Here is a 17,465-nt window from a genome sequence, read left to right on the forward strand (position 1 = left end):
AGCCTCTTTCATTTGTACATACCGGATTCCGTTCATCCAAAAATCAATCCTGCTCCACTGTTAAACCCATGCTCACCAGATCACTCTCCACATCCGATATTGTACCTAACCCAAAATTATCAATCAAAACTTTTGCAACTCCAGGTGAAACAAATGCTGGCAATGTTGGCCCCAAGTGTATCTTTTTAACACCAAGATAAAGTAAGGCCAACAGTACAATTACTGCTTTTTGCTCGTACCACGCAATATTATATGTTATCGGCAGTTCATTTATATCGTTCAATTCAAATACTTCTTTCAGTTTTAACGCAATCACCGCCAGTGAGTAGGAATCGTTACATTGTCCGGCATCAAGAACTCTTGGTATTCCACCAATATCTCCCAAACTCAGTTTATTATACCTGTATTTTGCACAACCTGCGGTCAATATAATATTGTCCTTTGGTAATTCATTGGCAAATTCAGTATAGTAATCCCTGCTCTTCATCCTTCCGTCGCAACCGGCCATAACCACAAACTGTTTTACAGCGCCCGACTTAACAGCATCCACCACTTTATCTGCTAAAGCAAAAACCTGGTTGTGCGCAAAACCGCCAACAATTGAACCCTGTTCAATTTCCAGAGGTGCTTCACAATATCTTGCATGTTCAATTATAGCAGAAAAATCCTTGGGTTGCCCGTCTTTACGCTCAGGTATATGAACACATCCGTCAAATCCTGCTGCTCCTGTTGTATAAACCCTGTTTTTATAGGAATCTTTGGGCGGAACCAAACAGTTTGTAGTCAACAATACCGGACCATTAAAGCTTTCAAATTCTTCTTTCTGCTTCCACCATGCGTTACCGTAGTTTCCAACCAGATGTTTATATTTTTTAAATGCAGGATAGTAATTAGCAGGCAACATTTCGCTATGTGTATATACATCAATGCCTGTTCCTTCAGTCTGCTTCAGCAACTCTTCCATATCTTTCAGGTCGTGTCCACTGATGAGAATACCCGGATTTTTTCTTACGCCTATATTTACTGTTGACAATTCCGGGTGTCCGTAACTTTCCGTATTGGCCTGATCCAAAAGCGCCATCACATCTACACCATGTTTACCGCATTCCAGAACCAATCCGGTTAGTTCATCTGCGGAAATATCTTTTTGTAACGTTGCAGCTAATGCCTTATGCATAAAGTTGAATACAGTATTATTTGTATACCCAAGATTGTAAGCATGTTCAGCATATGCAGCCATACCTTTCAACCCATACGTTAAAAGTTCCTTCAGAGAGCGGATATCTTCATTTTCCTCACTAAGAATACTCACCGCAAATCGCTTCAGTTCAAACTCCCGCTCGGTCTCTGCATACCATGTTACAGCATCGGGATATTGAAAATCAGGTACAAAAAATGATTTCACCGTATTCAGCAACTCTGCTTTTAATATCATGCCTTCGTGAATTTTATCTTCGATTTTGGCATTGTCAAAATTTGCGTTGGTAATCGTAATAAAGAGTGCTTCAAATACAAATTTATCAGCAGCATCACTTTTCTGTCCGGCTTCGTTCAGTGCATCAGCCAAGAATGAAACACCTTTTGCCACATAAATTAAAGTATCCTGACTTGCAGCTATTTCGTCAGTTTTACCACACACTCCTTTTACCGTGCAACCGGTTCCCTTTGCTGCCTCCTGGCATTGAAAACAAAACATACTCATTGTAAATCCTTATTTTTTTTAGTTTATTATTTATTCCTTTGAACACAAATTTTCATACCCATTCCTCTTTCAGCACTTTGCCCTGAACAGATACAGTAACTGCTTTTAACGGAATCTTCCGTGATGCCTGATCGACTGCAAACTGAGCCAGCCTGAGTAATCCTGAACAGCATGGTACTTCCATTATCACCACTGTTATTGTGTTTATATCAGACTCATCAATCAGACGCTTCATTTTATCCAGATAACTCTCTAATCCTGAATCCAGCTTAGGACAGGCGATACACAATTTTTTACCGGTTAAAAACCGCTGATGGAAATTTCCCATGGCAAATGCCACACAATCCGCGGCTACAACCACATCGGCACCATTGAAATAACCTGCAGCAGGATTAATAAGATGCATCTGAACCGGCCACTGCGACAAAGCGGTATAATCATCATTCTCAACAGCAGTGCCTACAGTCATTCCTGTTGGGGCAAAACTCATGCTTTTAGATCCGGGACAGCTACTGCCCGCATGCTGCATTTTAACAGGTGTTTGTTGAACGCCATGATTCACACCACACGAAGCACCACTGTTATGAACTTCAGAGATAATAGCATTCACATTTATATTAAGCGATACTGCATTGGATTTAAGATAGCCAACAGCCTCCTTCAAAAAACCTGTTTCACCATGATCCTTTAAATGTTTCATGTGAGCCACGACAGTATTATGTCCTTTTTCAACCATCAGTTGCATTACCTTAACTTCATCATAAGGTTCTGCTTCCCGTTTTTCAATGGTTAATGCTCCGGTAGGACAATGTCCAAGACAGGCCCCCAGTCCGTCACACAACAGGTCACTGATTAACCTGGCTTTTCCATCTATTATCTGTAACGCTCCTTCATGGCACCCCGGAACACAATCACCACATCCGGTACAAAGGCTTTCATCTATTTTTACTACGTCTCTTAGCATCTCATTTAATTTTACACTACAAAAATGGTATGATTTTATGATCCATACCGGTAACAATTGTTACAACCACATATTTTTAAAAAAAATTTATGTAAAAACATTATTGAACGAAGGCTGTTAAAAAGGTACATTTGATAAAATGTATTTTATGACAGATATTGCCGGTATATTAGTGAAATGCCCGATCTTTTTCGGATTATCAGAAGAGGTGATTAACAATGAACTGGAAAAAATTTCATTTAAGCTTAAAACCTATAATCCCAGAGATACAATAGCTTACAGCGATGAAGAATGCCGTTTTCTTTATATTGTTATTAAAGGAAAAGTTAAGGGTGAGATGATAGATTTTTCGGGAAAAGTTATCAGGATCGAAGAACTGGATCAGGGTAAACCTCTGGCACCGTCATTTATTTTCGGCAAAAACAACCGTTTCCCAGTTGATGTCGTTGCCATTCAGGAGTCTGAAATACTGGCAATCCCGAAAGACTCACTGCTGAAACTTTTTCAGCTTAACCAAACTATATTAAATAATTATCTTGGTTTGGTATCAAACCGGGCTCAGTTCTTAACATCACGTATCAGGTTCCTATCCTTTCAGACCATAAAAGGAAAAATTGCGCATTACCTGATTCAACAATCAAAAAAGAGTGGCAATAACACATTTGAGTTAACAGCATCACATAACGAGCTTTCGGAAATATTTGGAGTGGCAAGGCCATCGCTGACCCGTGCCATGCGCGAGATGGACAAGGACGGATTAATTATTGCGGACGGGAAAAAAATTTCTATATTAAATGAAGCTGGATTAATCCAACTTATCCAGTGATTCCCTACACCAAAAGTTTCTTATAATATACATTCATCGATTCAATATTCCCGCTTATATTGGTGTTATTCACTAATGTTCCTGAAAATGAATAGCCACTGTTTATAAACGTTTTATTCATTGCTGCAGATTTAATCCGGGCAATTGTGAATACTGTTTCAATACCTTCAGCTAACATTTCCTTCTCCATCAGATTTAGCAAATGATATGCCAGCCGTTTCCCGCGACTTTCTGGCAAAACAGCAAAATCAGTCATTTCCGCAGCCCCGGCTACCCTGTCAATTTCTGCAGAAGACAAGCCAATAAGACGGTCATGAAAGAATGCACCGAAAAACCGAACATGGCTCTTCATAACATCTTTTATATAATTGGGATCATGTATAGGAAACGGATACGTTTCGAATACCTTATTATATATATCAACAATTCGGTGAACATCACTTTCATTCAGTTCACGTAACGTCACTTCAGAGTCAACATTATACTTAAGGCTGTTTAACGGAGAATCCAGTACTTTACGAAAGTTTTTTAAATCTACAAAATCAGGGATGCTTCTATCCTTTGATAAATACTTCGCCATAAACCACACATCTTCAGCATTAAGATAATAACGCGGAATTACTGCTTCCTGGACATATCCGTCCCGGATAAACTTATTTCGTGCTGAAAAGGGGACCTTTACAAATATTTTAGAATAGTTGCTTTCAGCAGCAATTGTTCCTATCATATCTGTAATACTCTCGCGGTCATTAGCATGCAGCTTTATAAGGTAAAGGCGATCATTCAGTTTACCATGCTGAACCAAACTGCCATGGCCAATTTTTTCAATTTTATCAAATGTGCTCTTCTCTTCTTTTATAACGTTCATTTTCATTAGGAATTAGTGAAATAGAATCATTTTCATCAGACAGTAATTTCTGAATTCCAAGCATTTGTGACTCTGTAGCCTCATTAAGGTCCAGTTCAAGTGTACAGTTTTCACAATCACGGTTACAAAATTTAGGCTCATACGTATCCGGTTCTTTGTACGTGGTGATCACTCCCTCATAATTTCTGAGAATCACTTTATTGGTAGACCATGATATAATATAATTTGGAGTAAGCGGTATTTTACCCCCTCCACCCGGAGCATCAACAACATACGTTGGAACAGCAAATCCACTGGTATGGCCTATCAGACTTTCCATAATTTCTATCCCTTTACCAACGGGTGTTCTGAAATGTGTTAAGCCTTCTGATAAATCACATTGATAAAGATAATACGGGCGTACCCTGTTCATTACCAGTTTATGCATCAGACTTTTCATAATTTTAGGACAATCGTTAACATCGGCCAGTAAAACAGATTGATTTCCCAACGGGAATCCACCATCTGCGAGTTTTCTTACGGCTTCTTTTGAGGATCGTGAAATTTCTCTTGGATGATTAAAATGTGTATTAATCCAGAGCGGCTGGTGTTTTTTCAACATATTTACAAGGTCATCTGTAATTCTGTACGGCAGTACTACCGGCATTCTGGTTCCGATTCTTATGACTTCTACGTGATCAATGGAACGAAGTTCAGTCAGAATCCAGTCAAGATAATCATCGGGCAACATCAATGGATCACCACCGGAAAGCAGTACATCTCTTACTCCAGGTGTATTTTTTATGTAGTCAATACCCAACTTCAACTGAGCTCTGCTCGGAATAAAATCTGTATCCCCAACTTTACGTTTCCGTGTACAGAATCGGCAATACATTGAACAGATGTTGCTGATATGAAACAATACCCTGTCTGGATAGCGATGTGTAATTCCCGGAACAGGACTATCCTTGTCTTCACTTAACGGGTCCTTCAGATCACTTTTAGCAATTACAAGTTCCCTGTTATCAGCAAAGGACTGCTTAAAAACAGGATCGTTCTCATAATTATCAAAGTCAATTAAAGAAAAATAATAGGGTGTAATTGAAAGCGGGAATTTATCAAGTGTTTTGTCCAGTTTCCTGCGTTGTTCATCAGAGAATTTAATTCCGGAGAGTTTTTCAAACTTTTCAATGGTATTAATGGAATTTTTTAGCTGCCATTTCCAGTCCTGCCAGTTTTTTCCAGTAGTATCAGAACTAATTTTTTCTGCAATATCCCTTTGGACTTTGTTGTAGATTGTCATAAAAAAGTAAATAATTTATATGGTTAAAATTTCAGGCGTCAGTTACAAATTCAACGAGGATATTTTTAAGATTACATTCGTCAATTTTTTCTTTGGCACGGGTAGAAAGCCAGCGTGGTAAAACCAGATGCAGTTTTCCGTTTGAGCGTCTTGCATACATAGAATACAACCGCCATTTATCAATATCAAATTCATCGGTTAATTCGATTTCATAAATGCTCATACCATTCTTCCCGTTTCTCACAATGATATCGGGCATATAATTTTCCTCTTTGTTCTTCCATGCAAGTCTGGCAGGATTTGGAAGATCTCTGGTATGTTTCGCATGGATTTCAGCCCCTCTGTTCTGACGCGTCACCTCCTTCAGAACCACTTTTGTTATGGATTCTTTATCTAAGTTTGCCATTTTCATAATTTCACAATTTAAAATATTACCAGTAAAGTCAAATTTACAATAACAGGCTGAGGCATTCAAGAAATGTTAACAGATTAAAGGATTTCTAAAAAACATTAACATTTAAAAGGTTTATACCGATCATAACCATAAAAAAAGGCCCTCTGGAACAGAAGACCTTTTTCCTATAAAATATACGATTGTTTTAATTGACCCATTTAACCAAACCAAAATCCTGTCTGTGCGGTAGATTTTCATGTTTGGCATACATCCGGATGGCATAATTATACGATCCGGGATCAGAGAACGTAAGATTTAAATGATATGTAATTTCAGAACCATTTGTTTTTGAAACTTCCATCTGATTTAAAGCCTTCACGTACTGATTATGTGTCTCATCATCTTCTGCCATCTGCACCAGTTCTATCCCAATATCTTCAGCTTTTAAACCTTTAATATCTACTGAAACATTTAAATCGAACGATTCACCAATTTTAGGCTGCATGGAACTAAAATCAGGAACATCAACCGATTTGATCTCCACTGCGTCCCATTGTTCTATGACTTTATTTTTCCATTCTGCAAGTTCCCTGGCCAGTTTACTTTCGTCTGCCTTCAGGCTAAGTACGCGCTTGTGCTGCTTGGTATAAAACTTATGAATATAATCATCAAGCATACGTTTAGTGGTATAATGCGGAGCTATCTCACTGACTGATTTTTTAATATATTCAATCCAGTCCTGAGAAATTCCCTCTTTGTCTCTGTTATAATAAGCCGGGATAATGTCGTTTTCAAGCAGACTATAAATTGTTGCTGCATCCAGTTCATCCTGAAAAGCCTGGTTGTCATACGTACGTTTGTCTGTAACTGCCCAACCTGCCTGTTCGCGATAACCTTCGAGCCACCATCCATCTAATACGCTCAGATTAAGTGTTCCATTCATTTCAGCTTTTTGTCCACTCGTACCGGATGCTTCCAATGGTCTGGTTGGCGTATTAAGCCAGATATCCACACCTGACACCAATCTACGTGCGAGTGACATATCGTAATTCTCCAGGAATATGATTTTACCCAGAAACTCAGGTCTCCTTGAAATTTCAACAATATGCTTAATAAGTCCCTGTCCTCCACCATCGGCCGGATGCGCCTTTCCTGCGAAAAGAAATTGTACAGGCTTTTCCGGATTATTAAGAACTTTTGACAACCTGTCAAGATCATTGAAAAGCAGATGAGCACGCTTATAAGTTGCAAATCGACGCGCAAAACCAATCGTTAATACATTTGATTTCATACCGTCAATTAGCTGTACGATCCTTGATGGATCACCCTGTTTTTTCAACCAGTCTTCTTCGAACCGCTGTTTTATATAATCAACCAACTTTTCCTTCAATGCCAGTTTCACCTTCCAAATTTCATCATTCTGCAATGCATAAATCTTCTTCCAGTGAGCAGGATTTGATATATCACTCAGGAAATTTTCACCAAAATTCTTTTCATATAGTTTTCGCCATTCACGGGCTGTCCATGTTCCGTAATGTACACCATTGGTAACATAATCAATATGTAGTTCTTCTGGCATAAATCCCGGCCAAAGATTCTGGAACATTTCCTGACTCACTTTCCCATGCAACCAGCTTACACCATTCATCTCCTGTGATGTTTTAGCGGCAAAAATGCTCATAGAGAATTTGGAATTTTTATCATCAGGATTTGTTCTCCCCAGTGCCATAAAATCGTCCCATCCAAGTGTTAACTGTTCAGGTATATAACCCAGATAATGCTTCAGCATATCTTCATCAAAGCTGTCATGACCGGCTGGTACGGGAGTATGTGTCGTGAAAAGTGACGAAGCTCTTACAAGTTCAAGGGCAACTTCAAAATCCAGATTTTCAAAATTTACATAATGCGACAAACGCGAAGCATTTATAAATGCCGCGTGTCCTTCGTTACAATGGTACAATTCTTTGTTAATACCCAGAGTTTCCAGTGCTTTTATCCCACCAAAACCTAAAAGTATTTCCTGCTTCAGCCTGTTTTCCCAATCTCCTCCGTATAACTGATGTGTTACCGTTCTGTCAGCCGGATTATTTTCTTCAAGATCAGTATCAAGAAGATATAGTGATACCCTTCCCACATTAACCTTCCACATGGCTACATGCAGATCTCGCCCAGGAAATGGTATTGTAAATTTGATGATATTATTATTTTCATCCTTAACCTGCTCAACGGGTAACAGATTGAAATTCTGAGCTTCAAAAATAGCTTGCTGTTCACCGTTAATTGAAAGTGTTTGCGTAAAATATCCGTAATGGTAAAGAAGTCCGATCGCGGTCATATTAACATTACAGTCACTTGCCTCTTTCAGATAGTCTCCGGCGAGAATTCCCAAACCTCCTGAATATATTTTCAGAATATCAGCCAATCCATACTCCATACTGAAATACGCGATGGAAGGAGAATCTGCTGCAGGTTTTTCAGCCATGTAAGCCTTGAACTTATCATAAGCTTTGTGATACTTCTTCATAAAAGACTCATTGCCTAACAATTCTTCGAATCTTTTATAATTGGTACGCTCCAGTAAAAGCACTGCATTATTCTTATAATCTTCCCATAAATCAGGATCAATAGTACTGAAAACATCTGTTGCCTCATAATTCCAGACATACCAGAAATTTCTTGCAATTTCACCCAAACCCTTAAGTTCTTCAGGAAGGCTCGAAGCCACATTAATAGTTTTCCACTGTGGTGGAGTAACATTAAACGATTGTATCTTCATGTGTTGTATTTTCTTATTTTACCGATTTCCAATTCCATTTAATCACTATAATAACAGTTTAAATCAGACAATGTTAAACACTCTGATAATACGCCAACTATCATACTGATATTGAGTTGTTTATTTTTCTTTACAGAAATTGGATAATCCAGAGAATTAATTTATGTGGTGTGACAAAAATACATTTTTTATTTGTTACAAAAAATAAAAAAGTTAATGCCATAAAAAAGAGGAGTAAAGCTACTCCTCTTTCAATTATTTTCATTTTTCTAGAATTTCAATTTGAGCTCAAGCTCCTTCAAACTAGACTTGAAAGACTTATCCGTATCCATCAGGTTGTTAACTGTTTTACACGCGTGCAGAACAGTAGCATGATCCCGTTTACCTATTTGCTGACCTATATTCTGGAGTGAATTTTTCGTATAGTTCTTTGCAAGATACATAGCTATTTGCCTTGCCTGTACAATTTCTCTCTTCCTCGATTTTGAATGTAATACATCAAGTGATAGTTCAAAATAATCACACACCACCCGCTGTATCTTTTCAATGGATATTGTTCGGTTAGAAGTCTTAATAAGCTTACTAACAATATCCTGAGCCATTTCTATATCCACTTCCTTATGTGTGATAAAAGTTGACTGCGCTATTAAAGAGATCAAAGCGCCTTCAAGCTCTCGAATGTTGGCCGTAATATTTTCTGCCAGATAATCAATAACATCATCACCTATCTCCAACCCTTCCTGATACACCTTATGCTTCAGGATTGCTTTACGTGTCAGATAATCAGGGGATTCCAATTCTGTAGACAATCCCCATTTAAATCTGGATAATAAGCGTTGTTCCACTCCCTGTAGCTGAAACGGTGGCTTATCCGATGTTAGAATCAGTTGCTTACCTGACTGATGCAAATGATTGAAAATATGAAAGAATGTATTTTGCGTTCCTTCCTTTCCTGACAACTCATGAATATCATCAATAATCAGAAAATCGATCAGTTTATAAAAATTTACAAAATCGTTTTGAGTATTATTACGAACTGATTCTGTATACTGGGTCTGAAACTGATTCGCACTCAGATAAAGTACTGTTTTATTAGGATTCAGCTCTTTAACCTTTAAGCCAATAGCTTGAGCCAGATGCGTTTTACCTAAACCTGATTCACCGTAAACAAACAGTGGATTAAAAGGTGTTTTTCCGGGCTTGGAGGCAATTGCATTTCCTGCAGAACACGCAACTTTATTGCAATCACCCTCAATGAAGTTGTTAAAGGAATTGTTCGGATTTAACTGTGGATCCAAATCAATTGTTTTTATTCCAGGAATAATGAACGGATTCTTAATTACAGGTGATCCGTTATGACGTGGCATTCCTGAATGTGCATCTCCACCATTTTGTCCCGGAAGCCTTACGGTTCCACTTTCCTTACCCTTTGTTCTGTCTGCATCATTTTTATCAACAACCACCTGATATTCGAGCTTGGCACCAGGGCCCAACTCTTTATACAAGGCCTTCTTGAGCAGATCTATATATTTATCTTCTAAAAATTCATAAAAAAATGGACTGGGAACCTGAATAGTCAGCACATTGTTTGACATTTTCAAAGGCTTAATCGGCTCAAACCACGTTTTATATGTAGCAGGCTGCAAATTATCCCTGAAAAAGTCCATGCATTTAGACCAGACATGTTCACAAGTTTCAACCATTTGAAATTTTAGTATTAAAAGGGTTAGACATTCAGTTTCAATTAAACGTGAAGACAAATTTTGAGAAAAAAAAGTTCAAAAAAAAATTTAATAATACTTGCAATTGTAATTTTTAATACAACGTTTTGTGTTTCAGTTAATTATATAACAATTTAACTATCAGAAACTTACAAACAAAACGAGCTATTTTGCTTTAAAAATAAGGGTTTTAATCAACCTAAAAAAAATCAATTTTTTCTTATTTTTTTTTCTGTTGAAAAAATGGCAATTTTCGGAACTTACGAATTCATTTTTTTTTATCCGGTTTTTTAAAAAATGTTAAGTTAAGTGCATTAATATTTCTTAACATTTATTTTATTTTGGTCAAAATATTCTCCACTTCAGTTTCAATTCCATTCAATTTTGACCGACAAGCCTCAACTAAAACAGCAGCCCTTTTTACCTTACCCAACAAATCATCAATATTAAGTTCGTCACCTTCAATTTGTTCAAGAATTTGTTCGAGTTCGGCAAGGGCGTCCGAATAATTTAGCTCTTCTGATTCCATTTTTCTACATTTGTCTTACCTACAAACTTAATAAATAATAATGAGAACCGCTATGGGTATTATAGGAATAATGGGCTCAGGTGAGGATGCAAGTGTTAAAGATAAACAAATTGCCTTCGAACTGGGATCACAACTGGCCAGGAAGAATTTCATTGTTTTATGTGGTGGCAGGAATTCCGGTGTTATGAAATCCGTAATCGATGGTGTAGCCTCAGAACAAGGCATTTCAGTAGGGATTTTACCCGGTTCTGACAAATCCGAAGCTGCACAAAATATTACTATTCCAATAATAACCGGAATGGGAAACGCAAGAAATAATATCAATATATTATCCAGCGATGTGATTATCGCTATTGGCAACACCCCCGGAACACTTTCAGAAATGGCACTGACCATAAAAAACAAAAAGCCGCTGATTGCGCTGAACCAAAGTATTGAATCTATTGCACTATTGAAAAGCATGAACTATAATAAACTTGTTATTGTGGAAACACTTAGCGATGTTATGATCCAATTAAATGAATGGTTGCAATAATTTTAATAACACAAATAATATCTTTGCACAAAAAAGATGGCAGAAAGCAGACGAAAACCGGACTGGTTAAAAATAAAACTACCTAAGGGAGAATCGTACAAAACCGTTTATGATATTGTACAAAAACATAACCTGCACACCATCTGTACCAGCGGTAAGTGTCCCAATATGGGCGAATGCTGGAATCTGGGAACCGCCACGTTTATGATCCTTGGAGATATATGTACACGATCCTGTAAATTTTGCAATACAAAAACCGGGAGACCTTTACCTGCTGACCCACAGGAACCGGACAATGTTGCGCAATCAATCAGGCTAATGCAACTAAAGCACGCTGTCATAACCTCTGTAGACAGAGATGATATGGAAGATTTGGGCTCCCGGCACTGGGCATTGACTATTTCAAAGATTAAGGAAATCAACCCGGAAACTACAATTGAAGTATTGATCCCCGACTTTCAGGGCAAAACAGAACTGTTGGATAACGTTATATCTTCCCGACCCGAAATTATTTCGCACAATCTTGAAACCGTGGAATCACTTACACCCAAAGTCAGATCTGCAGCAAAATACAAAACAAGTCTGGATGTTCTGAAACATATAGCTTCATCAGGAGTAACCGCAAAATCAGGCATTATGCTTGGCCTTGGCGAAACTGATGATGAAATACTGAATACAATGGAAGACATCCTGGAAACCGGAACATCCATTTTAACTATGGGTCAGTATTTACAGCCTACTAAATTTCATTTGCCTGTAGAACGTTATGTTCACCCCGATGAATTCAGAAAATTTAAGGAAATCGCATTAAGCAAAGGATTCAAAATGGTGGAAAGTGGTCCACTTGTACGTTCATCGTATCATGCAGAAAAGCATATTAAACAGTCATCATGAAAAAAGCTACATTCATCATTTTATTACTTTTACATTCTGTGCTTTTCAAGGGAGCCATTTTAAGCACAAATTCAGAATTCAGTCTTCTAACCTGTTCTGAAGGTACCGATGTATATTCACTGTTCGGTCACACCGCAATTCGGGTAAACAATGCAGAAACAAAAGAGGATTATGTGTTTAACTACGGACTTTTTAATTTCAGCAGCAAACATTTTATCTGGAAATTTGTAAAAGGTGAAACGTATTATATGCTGGGAGTTCAATCCTATGAATCATTTATGTTTTCGTACCAGGTAGAAGAACGAAGTGTTTGGGAGCAAAAACTGAACCTGACTCCTGATGAAAAACATAAACTGATAAAAATACTGGCTACAGACTATAAACCTGAGAACAGAACATATCTCTACAATTTTTTATATAACAACTGTGCCACCAAGGTCCGTGATGACCTTGAAAAAACTTTTGAAATTCACACCTATAAAGATACTGCTGCCCCCCTCACTTTCAGAGATATATTACAACCTTATTTAAAACACGCAACGTGGACACGATTTGGGATTAATCTTGCACTCGGACAACCCCTGGAAAACATAATTACTCAAAGAGAAAAGTTGTTTCTCCCCCTGGAATTAATGGATGCATACAAAGAGAAGGGATATGCAATAACTACATTATACCAAGCAGAACCTCAGAATTCAAAAACCTCGTTCCTAACCCCTGCACAGGTTTTTATTGCTCTGCTGATCATTCTTTTAATCCGCTTTTTCAAAGCAAAAGAACTTAAAAACTGGCCTCTGATTATTGCACTGTTCATTACCGGAACTGGTGGGTTAATCCTGAGTTTTATCAGTTTCTTCTCTATTCATCCGGCTGTATTTCCTAATTATAATATTCTGATTTTGCAGCCACTGAATATTCTGGGTGCTTTTTACCTGATCTTTTTTAAAAAAGCACGCATATTTTCTGATCTGTACTTCATTTATTATCTGATAGCATTACTGATAATACTTATTGTTAAACAGGCTACTACCTTACCAATTATTTTACTCACATTGAATGTAATAACCTTGCTTGCGACGTATATAAAAATCAACAGAGTAAACAACCACCACTAAAAGTGGTGGCTTTGTTTTAAAATTAACTCTAAAAGAGTTTATAGTCCATGCCATCTTGCTCTTTCTGCCTCTCTTCTTTTTCCTGATATCTTACATAACGTTTGATCAAATCCTCATCTATACCTACTGTACTCACAAAATAGCCTCTTGCCCAAAAATGATTTCCCCAATATGGCTTCTCTTTTAATGAGCGTTTCTTTGCAAATATTTGAACTGCTGTTTTCCCCTTTAGTATCCCCATAAATTTGAATACTGACATTTTGGGTGGTATCGAACAAACTATATGAACATGATCTGGCATTATGCTCATCTCATCTATTTCAACATCATACCATTCACATACTTGAGAGATCCTTGATTCAATTATCTCCTTTACTTTTCCTTCCAAAATGCGAAACCTGTACTTGGGTGTCCATACTATATGATAGCTACAACTATATATGCAATGTGTTAATTTCCTGTATTTTGGCATAAGCCAAAATTACTAAAAATGGTAAAACCATCGGGGCGCACTTCCGTCAAAGACGGAAGTTTTTTTAATTTACAATAAAAAAAGCCGCCTGAAATACAGACGGCTTAGTGTAATTCACTTAACTGATTACAATTCCCTCCATCCGGGAATTTCTTTATCATATTTATCTTTATAAATAGGTTCGTTATAACGTTTTCTGCAACCAAATTTAAAGTTGAGTCCTACCTGCAGGCTCAATGCATTTAAGTTTACCGGTATCGGTGCATAATCCCATTTGGCAAATCCAAGATCTATTTGATTATTACCTTCGGTGACATCAACTTTTTGATACCTCAACGGTAAATAATCAGCTGCTAAATAAATCTGTATCGGGAAAATATTTATTCCCAAAGTAAAACCAGCGGTATTGGCATATCCCCAGTTCCAGCCATAGTGAGCCCCTGCTGTCAGGAAATGATACAGATTCGCATTGGCAGAGAACATTATGGACTCCATGGTCTTATCTTTATAAAACGTAGTATTTGAAAGCAAACCAAAGCTGATCTGTTCATTTAAAAGATATTCCGCACCCACATACAATTTTGGAGCAAGGCCTGATGAAAAATTATTATGGCTGACCCCATAAGATAATTCATTCAGAAGACTGTCTCCCAGATTCTGAAAATAATCATCTACCTTTTCCTGATCAGTATATAGCAAAGGTTCTTCACTTACGCCTTCAAAATTTACGTTTCCTCCGGCAGTAATATTGGAAACATTGTTGTTCCACCAGATTTTTCCCAAATCCACCAAACTGGCAGACAGGTATAACTGAGGCATTACTTTATATTCCACACCCAAATCTACAGCTGCTCCAAAATTAGTAGCCGGAGAAGAATATTTCTTAAGATATCCGAAATCAATATTTTGCAAAACAGAATCGTTGGCAACCAGATCACCATTTTCATCAATATCAAAACGAACAGGAACGGAAACATCGCCAATGGCATCGGCTGTAAAATTCCACTGCTCAACAGATGTATATAATTCAGCCCTATTCACATTAACTGTAGCCGCAGCTAGTCCCTTTAACAGCTTAAACTTCATACCAACATTTAAGTTAGGTGTAATTTCCCGTGCATAACCGAGCCCTGCCTGCATAAATGCTGTTGAATTTATACTTAATGTGCTAAAGTCCTTTGTTACATCGTTTCCAAGATCATTCATTGTTAGGATATCCTTTGCCAAATGAATGTTCATGATATTACGTTCTGTAAGGTCGAAATGGAAATACCCTCTTCCTGCCCTGAAACCAAATCCCATTCCGGCTTCGGTTTCCAGATTTAACGATATCGGATCATGCAGCTTATCCAGAAATTCATTCCACAATGTCTCATTATAATATGGCATTCTAAGCGTATCATTTATTACATTATCCTGCGTAAGAACATGCTGCGGACCCAATTCCGTAAACATACTGGTTCCCACATTCATCACGTTGATGTAGAAATTACAGTTTGGCATTCTCGCAGGGTTAAGTCTGGACGCCTGGGGAAGATTATCCATATAATACAATGAATTAACGAGCTGACCGTTTGCGTTTAAACCCCAAAAGACGGCTATAAACAGAGCTATTACTTTTATCTTTTGCATCATTCTACTGTTTTTCATTGATTTTGACTGGCATCTATTAACTCGTTATTCACGCGACCACTTGCTTCAAATCCAACATAAAATTCCAAACCAAGGTAATCGTATACTTTAACAAACTGTTTTGACGATGACTGGGCCCGGGCTTTAAATAAAATATACTTTCCGGGTTTCCAAACATTTCTTTTATCAGGGCTGACCACTAATTCTATAACACTCTCAACAGCAGAAGATACTTCTCCTGCCCCATCAACTTCAGCACCATGAATCACAATATCTTCGGGCTGAGTAAACACGCTGTCGAGAATATTGTAGTTTTGGTCGGCAAGATAAATCTGCCCCATAAAATCGATCGGAATTGAGTTCTTCAGTCCAAGAATAACGCGTACGGAATCGATATTATCAATAGCAGTTGTGTCCAGATCTGCACTATCAAGCACTTCGGCTTCAAAATCAAAGGCAACAGTATCTTCATACGACAAATTTTCTGCTTTGACCCACAATGGAAGTATGGCTGTAGATGTAACCATAACATTTGCACTGTCAAATAACAGCACATTATCATTTTCAGGATCTTTCCCTGCCGGATTTGAAACCACATTATAGTTCAAAAGTACTTTATCAAATGCACGCCCCAGGTTTCCTACAAATTCTTCTACATTTGAATTCAGAGTATCAAACGTATAAGTAAATTCTGATGGCGTTATATTCACCTGATAATCCCCCGGGAAATGGGGTACTCCACCATCAACACTGAATGTTGATTCATCAGTTTCCAGAAGTGTTGTGTCCTTTTTATTACGGTTAATCAATCCAATCTGTTTAATGTTTACATCAAACGGCATGGCAATAGGATTAATCAGGTCAATCACTACGCTCGGATTCTTAAAGAATATTGTTGAATCCTCAACATACTTAGTATCAATAATTGGAATATCAACAATAGAATTACCACTGTAAATTTCTCGTGTACCAAAGAAACCTCTTACGTATCTTGGATCAATATTACGCATTGCAAACTCAAAATACAACGATTTAGGTGCAGCAACATTTATTGTTGATAGAGTTGTGTTGGTCAATGTATAGGTATATTCAATGGTAATATATTCATCGCTTCCCGAAACAGAAGGAACCAATACATAATTTGCCATATCAAATGAATGAGTTTTACCAAAGTCATCGTTGGTAAATGTCTGATTGAAATACGCGCCGTCCAGCGTTAATTCCTTAATTGTCACTTCCAGCTTTTGCTCAATTCCAGGATAATTACCACCTAAAACATCATCAGCATAAACCTCAAATGTACCGCCGTTAACTACTGCCTCATAAATCTCTGCCCCTTCCACCTGTACGGTAAATTTTGATTCTGATGAAATTGGGTAACTCAGCCCGCCAAAAACAGGAATGAAATCCGGAATTGGTGTTCCATCTTGTATCAACTGCTCCTGATGTGTCTGATCCGGCACATCAACTTTTACAAATTCTGAAATATCAAATGTAGTTGTATAGTCAAAATAAATCAGTCCGTCATCAAATGTTTTAAGTTCAAAATCCTTAATATCCAGACGTTCCACTACATCACGTATTGAAACATTTCCTTTAGCCAATGGTATTGCTATCCTTGCAGGCACATCGAACGTTTCAAAATCCGCGTTATTAAGATCCAGAACTTCCTTTTCAACACATGCTGCCACCAACAGGACCAGTGTCATCAGAATTCCGGATATTTTCAACATTCGTATATTTTTCATGATCTTT

Annotated in this window: 15 protein-coding genes; 4 read left to right on the forward strand and 11 right to left on the reverse strand. The window is 37.7% G+C overall.

The window, feature by feature from the left end; translation table 11 throughout:
• Positions 1 to 43: 43 nt before the first annotated feature.
• Both hcp and ACE01N_RS06650 read right to left on the reverse strand, forming a co-directional pair.
• The gene (gene hcp / locus ACE01N_RS06645; RefSeq protein WP_380586067.1) at positions 44 to 1,702 is read right to left on the reverse strand and encodes a hydroxylamine reductase; all 1,659 of its coding nucleotides are present in this window, start codon (positions 1,700 to 1,702) and stop codon (positions 44 to 46) included.
• A gap of 52 nt (positions 1,703 to 1,754) precedes the next feature.
• Positions 1,755 to 2,666, reverse strand: a complete 912-nt coding sequence (locus ACE01N_RS06650) for an ATP-binding protein (protein ID WP_380586069.1) — start codon at positions 2,664 to 2,666, stop codon at positions 1,755 to 1,757.
• Positions 2,667 to 2,814: 148 nt separating this feature from the next.
• Here ACE01N_RS06650 and ACE01N_RS06655 point away from each other — a divergent pair, with 148 nt between their 5' ends.
• Positions 2,815 to 3,492 (forward strand): Crp/Fnr family transcriptional regulator, encoded by a 678-nt coding sequence (locus ACE01N_RS06655; RefSeq protein ID WP_380586071.1) that lies wholly within the window; start codon positions 2,815 to 2,817, stop codon positions 3,490 to 3,492.
• 4 nt (positions 3,493 to 3,496) lie between these two features.
• Here the strand turns inward: ACE01N_RS06655 and ablB are convergent, their stop codons facing one another.
• From ablB to xseB, 6 genes are all read right to left on the reverse strand, one after another.
• Positions 3,497 to 4,360 (reverse strand): putative beta-lysine N-acetyltransferase, encoded by an 864-nt coding sequence (gene ablB / locus ACE01N_RS06660; RefSeq protein ID WP_380586073.1) that lies wholly within the window; start codon positions 4,358 to 4,360, stop codon positions 3,497 to 3,499.
• Entirely contained in the window at positions 4,326 to 5,642 is a 1,317-nt protein-coding gene (kamA, locus tag ACE01N_RS06665; protein WP_380586075.1) for a lysine 2,3-aminomutase, read from the reverse strand. Before kamA ends, ablB begins: the two co-directional genes overlap by 35 nt.
• A 31-nt stretch (positions 5,643 to 5,673) precedes the next feature.
• Positions 5,674 to 6,048 (reverse strand): hypothetical protein, encoded by a 375-nt coding sequence (locus ACE01N_RS06670; RefSeq protein ID WP_375728435.1) that lies wholly within the window; start codon positions 6,046 to 6,048, stop codon positions 5,674 to 5,676.
• A gap of 193 nt (positions 6,049 to 6,241) precedes the next feature.
• On the reverse strand, positions 6,242 to 8,812 hold the full coding sequence (glgP, locus tag ACE01N_RS06675) for an alpha-glucan family phosphorylase (protein WP_380586078.1): 2,571 nt from the start codon (positions 8,810 to 8,812) through the stop codon (positions 6,242 to 6,244).
• Positions 8,813 to 9,081: 269 nt separating this feature from the next.
• A complete protein-coding gene (dnaA, locus tag ACE01N_RS06680; RefSeq protein WP_375728433.1) occupies positions 9,082 to 10,515 on the reverse strand; it encodes a chromosomal replication initiator protein DnaA in 1,434 nt (477 codons plus the stop codon).
• A 349-nt stretch (positions 10,516 to 10,864) separates the two neighbouring features.
• Positions 10,865 to 11,062, reverse strand: a complete 198-nt coding sequence (gene xseB / locus ACE01N_RS06685; RefSeq protein ID WP_375728432.1) for an exodeoxyribonuclease VII small subunit — start codon at positions 11,060 to 11,062, stop codon at positions 10,865 to 10,867.
• A 40-nt stretch (positions 11,063 to 11,102) separates the two neighbouring features.
• Here xseB and ACE01N_RS06690 point away from each other — a divergent pair, with 40 nt between their 5' ends.
• Genes ACE01N_RS06690 through ACE01N_RS06700 form a run of 3 tightly spaced genes read left to right on the forward strand, consistent with a single transcriptional unit; the run spans position 11,103 to position 13,606 of the window.
• Positions 11,103 to 11,597 (forward strand): SLOG cluster 4 domain-containing protein, encoded by a 495-nt coding sequence (locus ACE01N_RS06690; protein ID WP_380586081.1) that lies wholly within the window; start codon positions 11,103 to 11,105, stop codon positions 11,595 to 11,597.
• Between the two features lie 36 nt (positions 11,598 to 11,633).
• Positions 11,634 to 12,491, forward strand: a complete 858-nt coding sequence (gene lipA / locus ACE01N_RS06695) for a lipoyl synthase (protein ID WP_380586083.1) — start codon at positions 11,634 to 11,636, stop codon at positions 12,489 to 12,491.
• Positions 12,488 to 13,606 (forward strand): Lnb N-terminal periplasmic domain-containing protein, encoded by a 1,119-nt coding sequence (locus ACE01N_RS06700; protein ID WP_380586085.1) that lies wholly within the window; start codon positions 12,488 to 12,490, stop codon positions 13,604 to 13,606. Before lipA ends, ACE01N_RS06700 begins: the two co-directional genes overlap by 4 nt.
• A gap of 28 nt (positions 13,607 to 13,634) precedes the next feature.
• Here ACE01N_RS06700 and tnpA read toward each other — a convergent pair whose 3' ends face one another.
• The 3 genes from tnpA to ACE01N_RS06715 form a co-directional block, all read right to left on the reverse strand.
• Positions 13,635 to 14,078 (reverse strand): IS200/IS605 family transposase, encoded by a 444-nt coding sequence (gene tnpA, locus ACE01N_RS06705; protein WP_380586088.1) that lies wholly within the window; start codon positions 14,076 to 14,078, stop codon positions 13,635 to 13,637.
• Between the two features lie 126 nt (positions 14,079 to 14,204).
• Complete coding sequence (locus ACE01N_RS06710) at positions 14,205 to 15,728, reverse strand: DUF5723 family protein (RefSeq protein ID WP_380586090.1); 1,524 nt, start codon at positions 15,726 to 15,728, stop codon at positions 14,205 to 14,207.
• Positions 15,725 to 17,458 (reverse strand): hypothetical protein, encoded by a 1,734-nt coding sequence (locus ACE01N_RS06715; RefSeq protein WP_380586093.1) that lies wholly within the window; start codon positions 17,456 to 17,458, stop codon positions 15,725 to 15,727. The genes ACE01N_RS06710 and ACE01N_RS06715 overlap by 4 nt, the downstream gene beginning before the upstream one ends.
• Positions 17,459 to 17,465 lie beyond the last annotated feature (7 nt).

This window comes from Quyinboa ferrireducens (assembly GCF_042436675.1).
In the GTDB taxonomy this organism is placed as follows: domain Bacteria; phylum Bacteroidota; class Bacteroidia; order Bacteroidales; family UBA5342; genus JBHJHP01.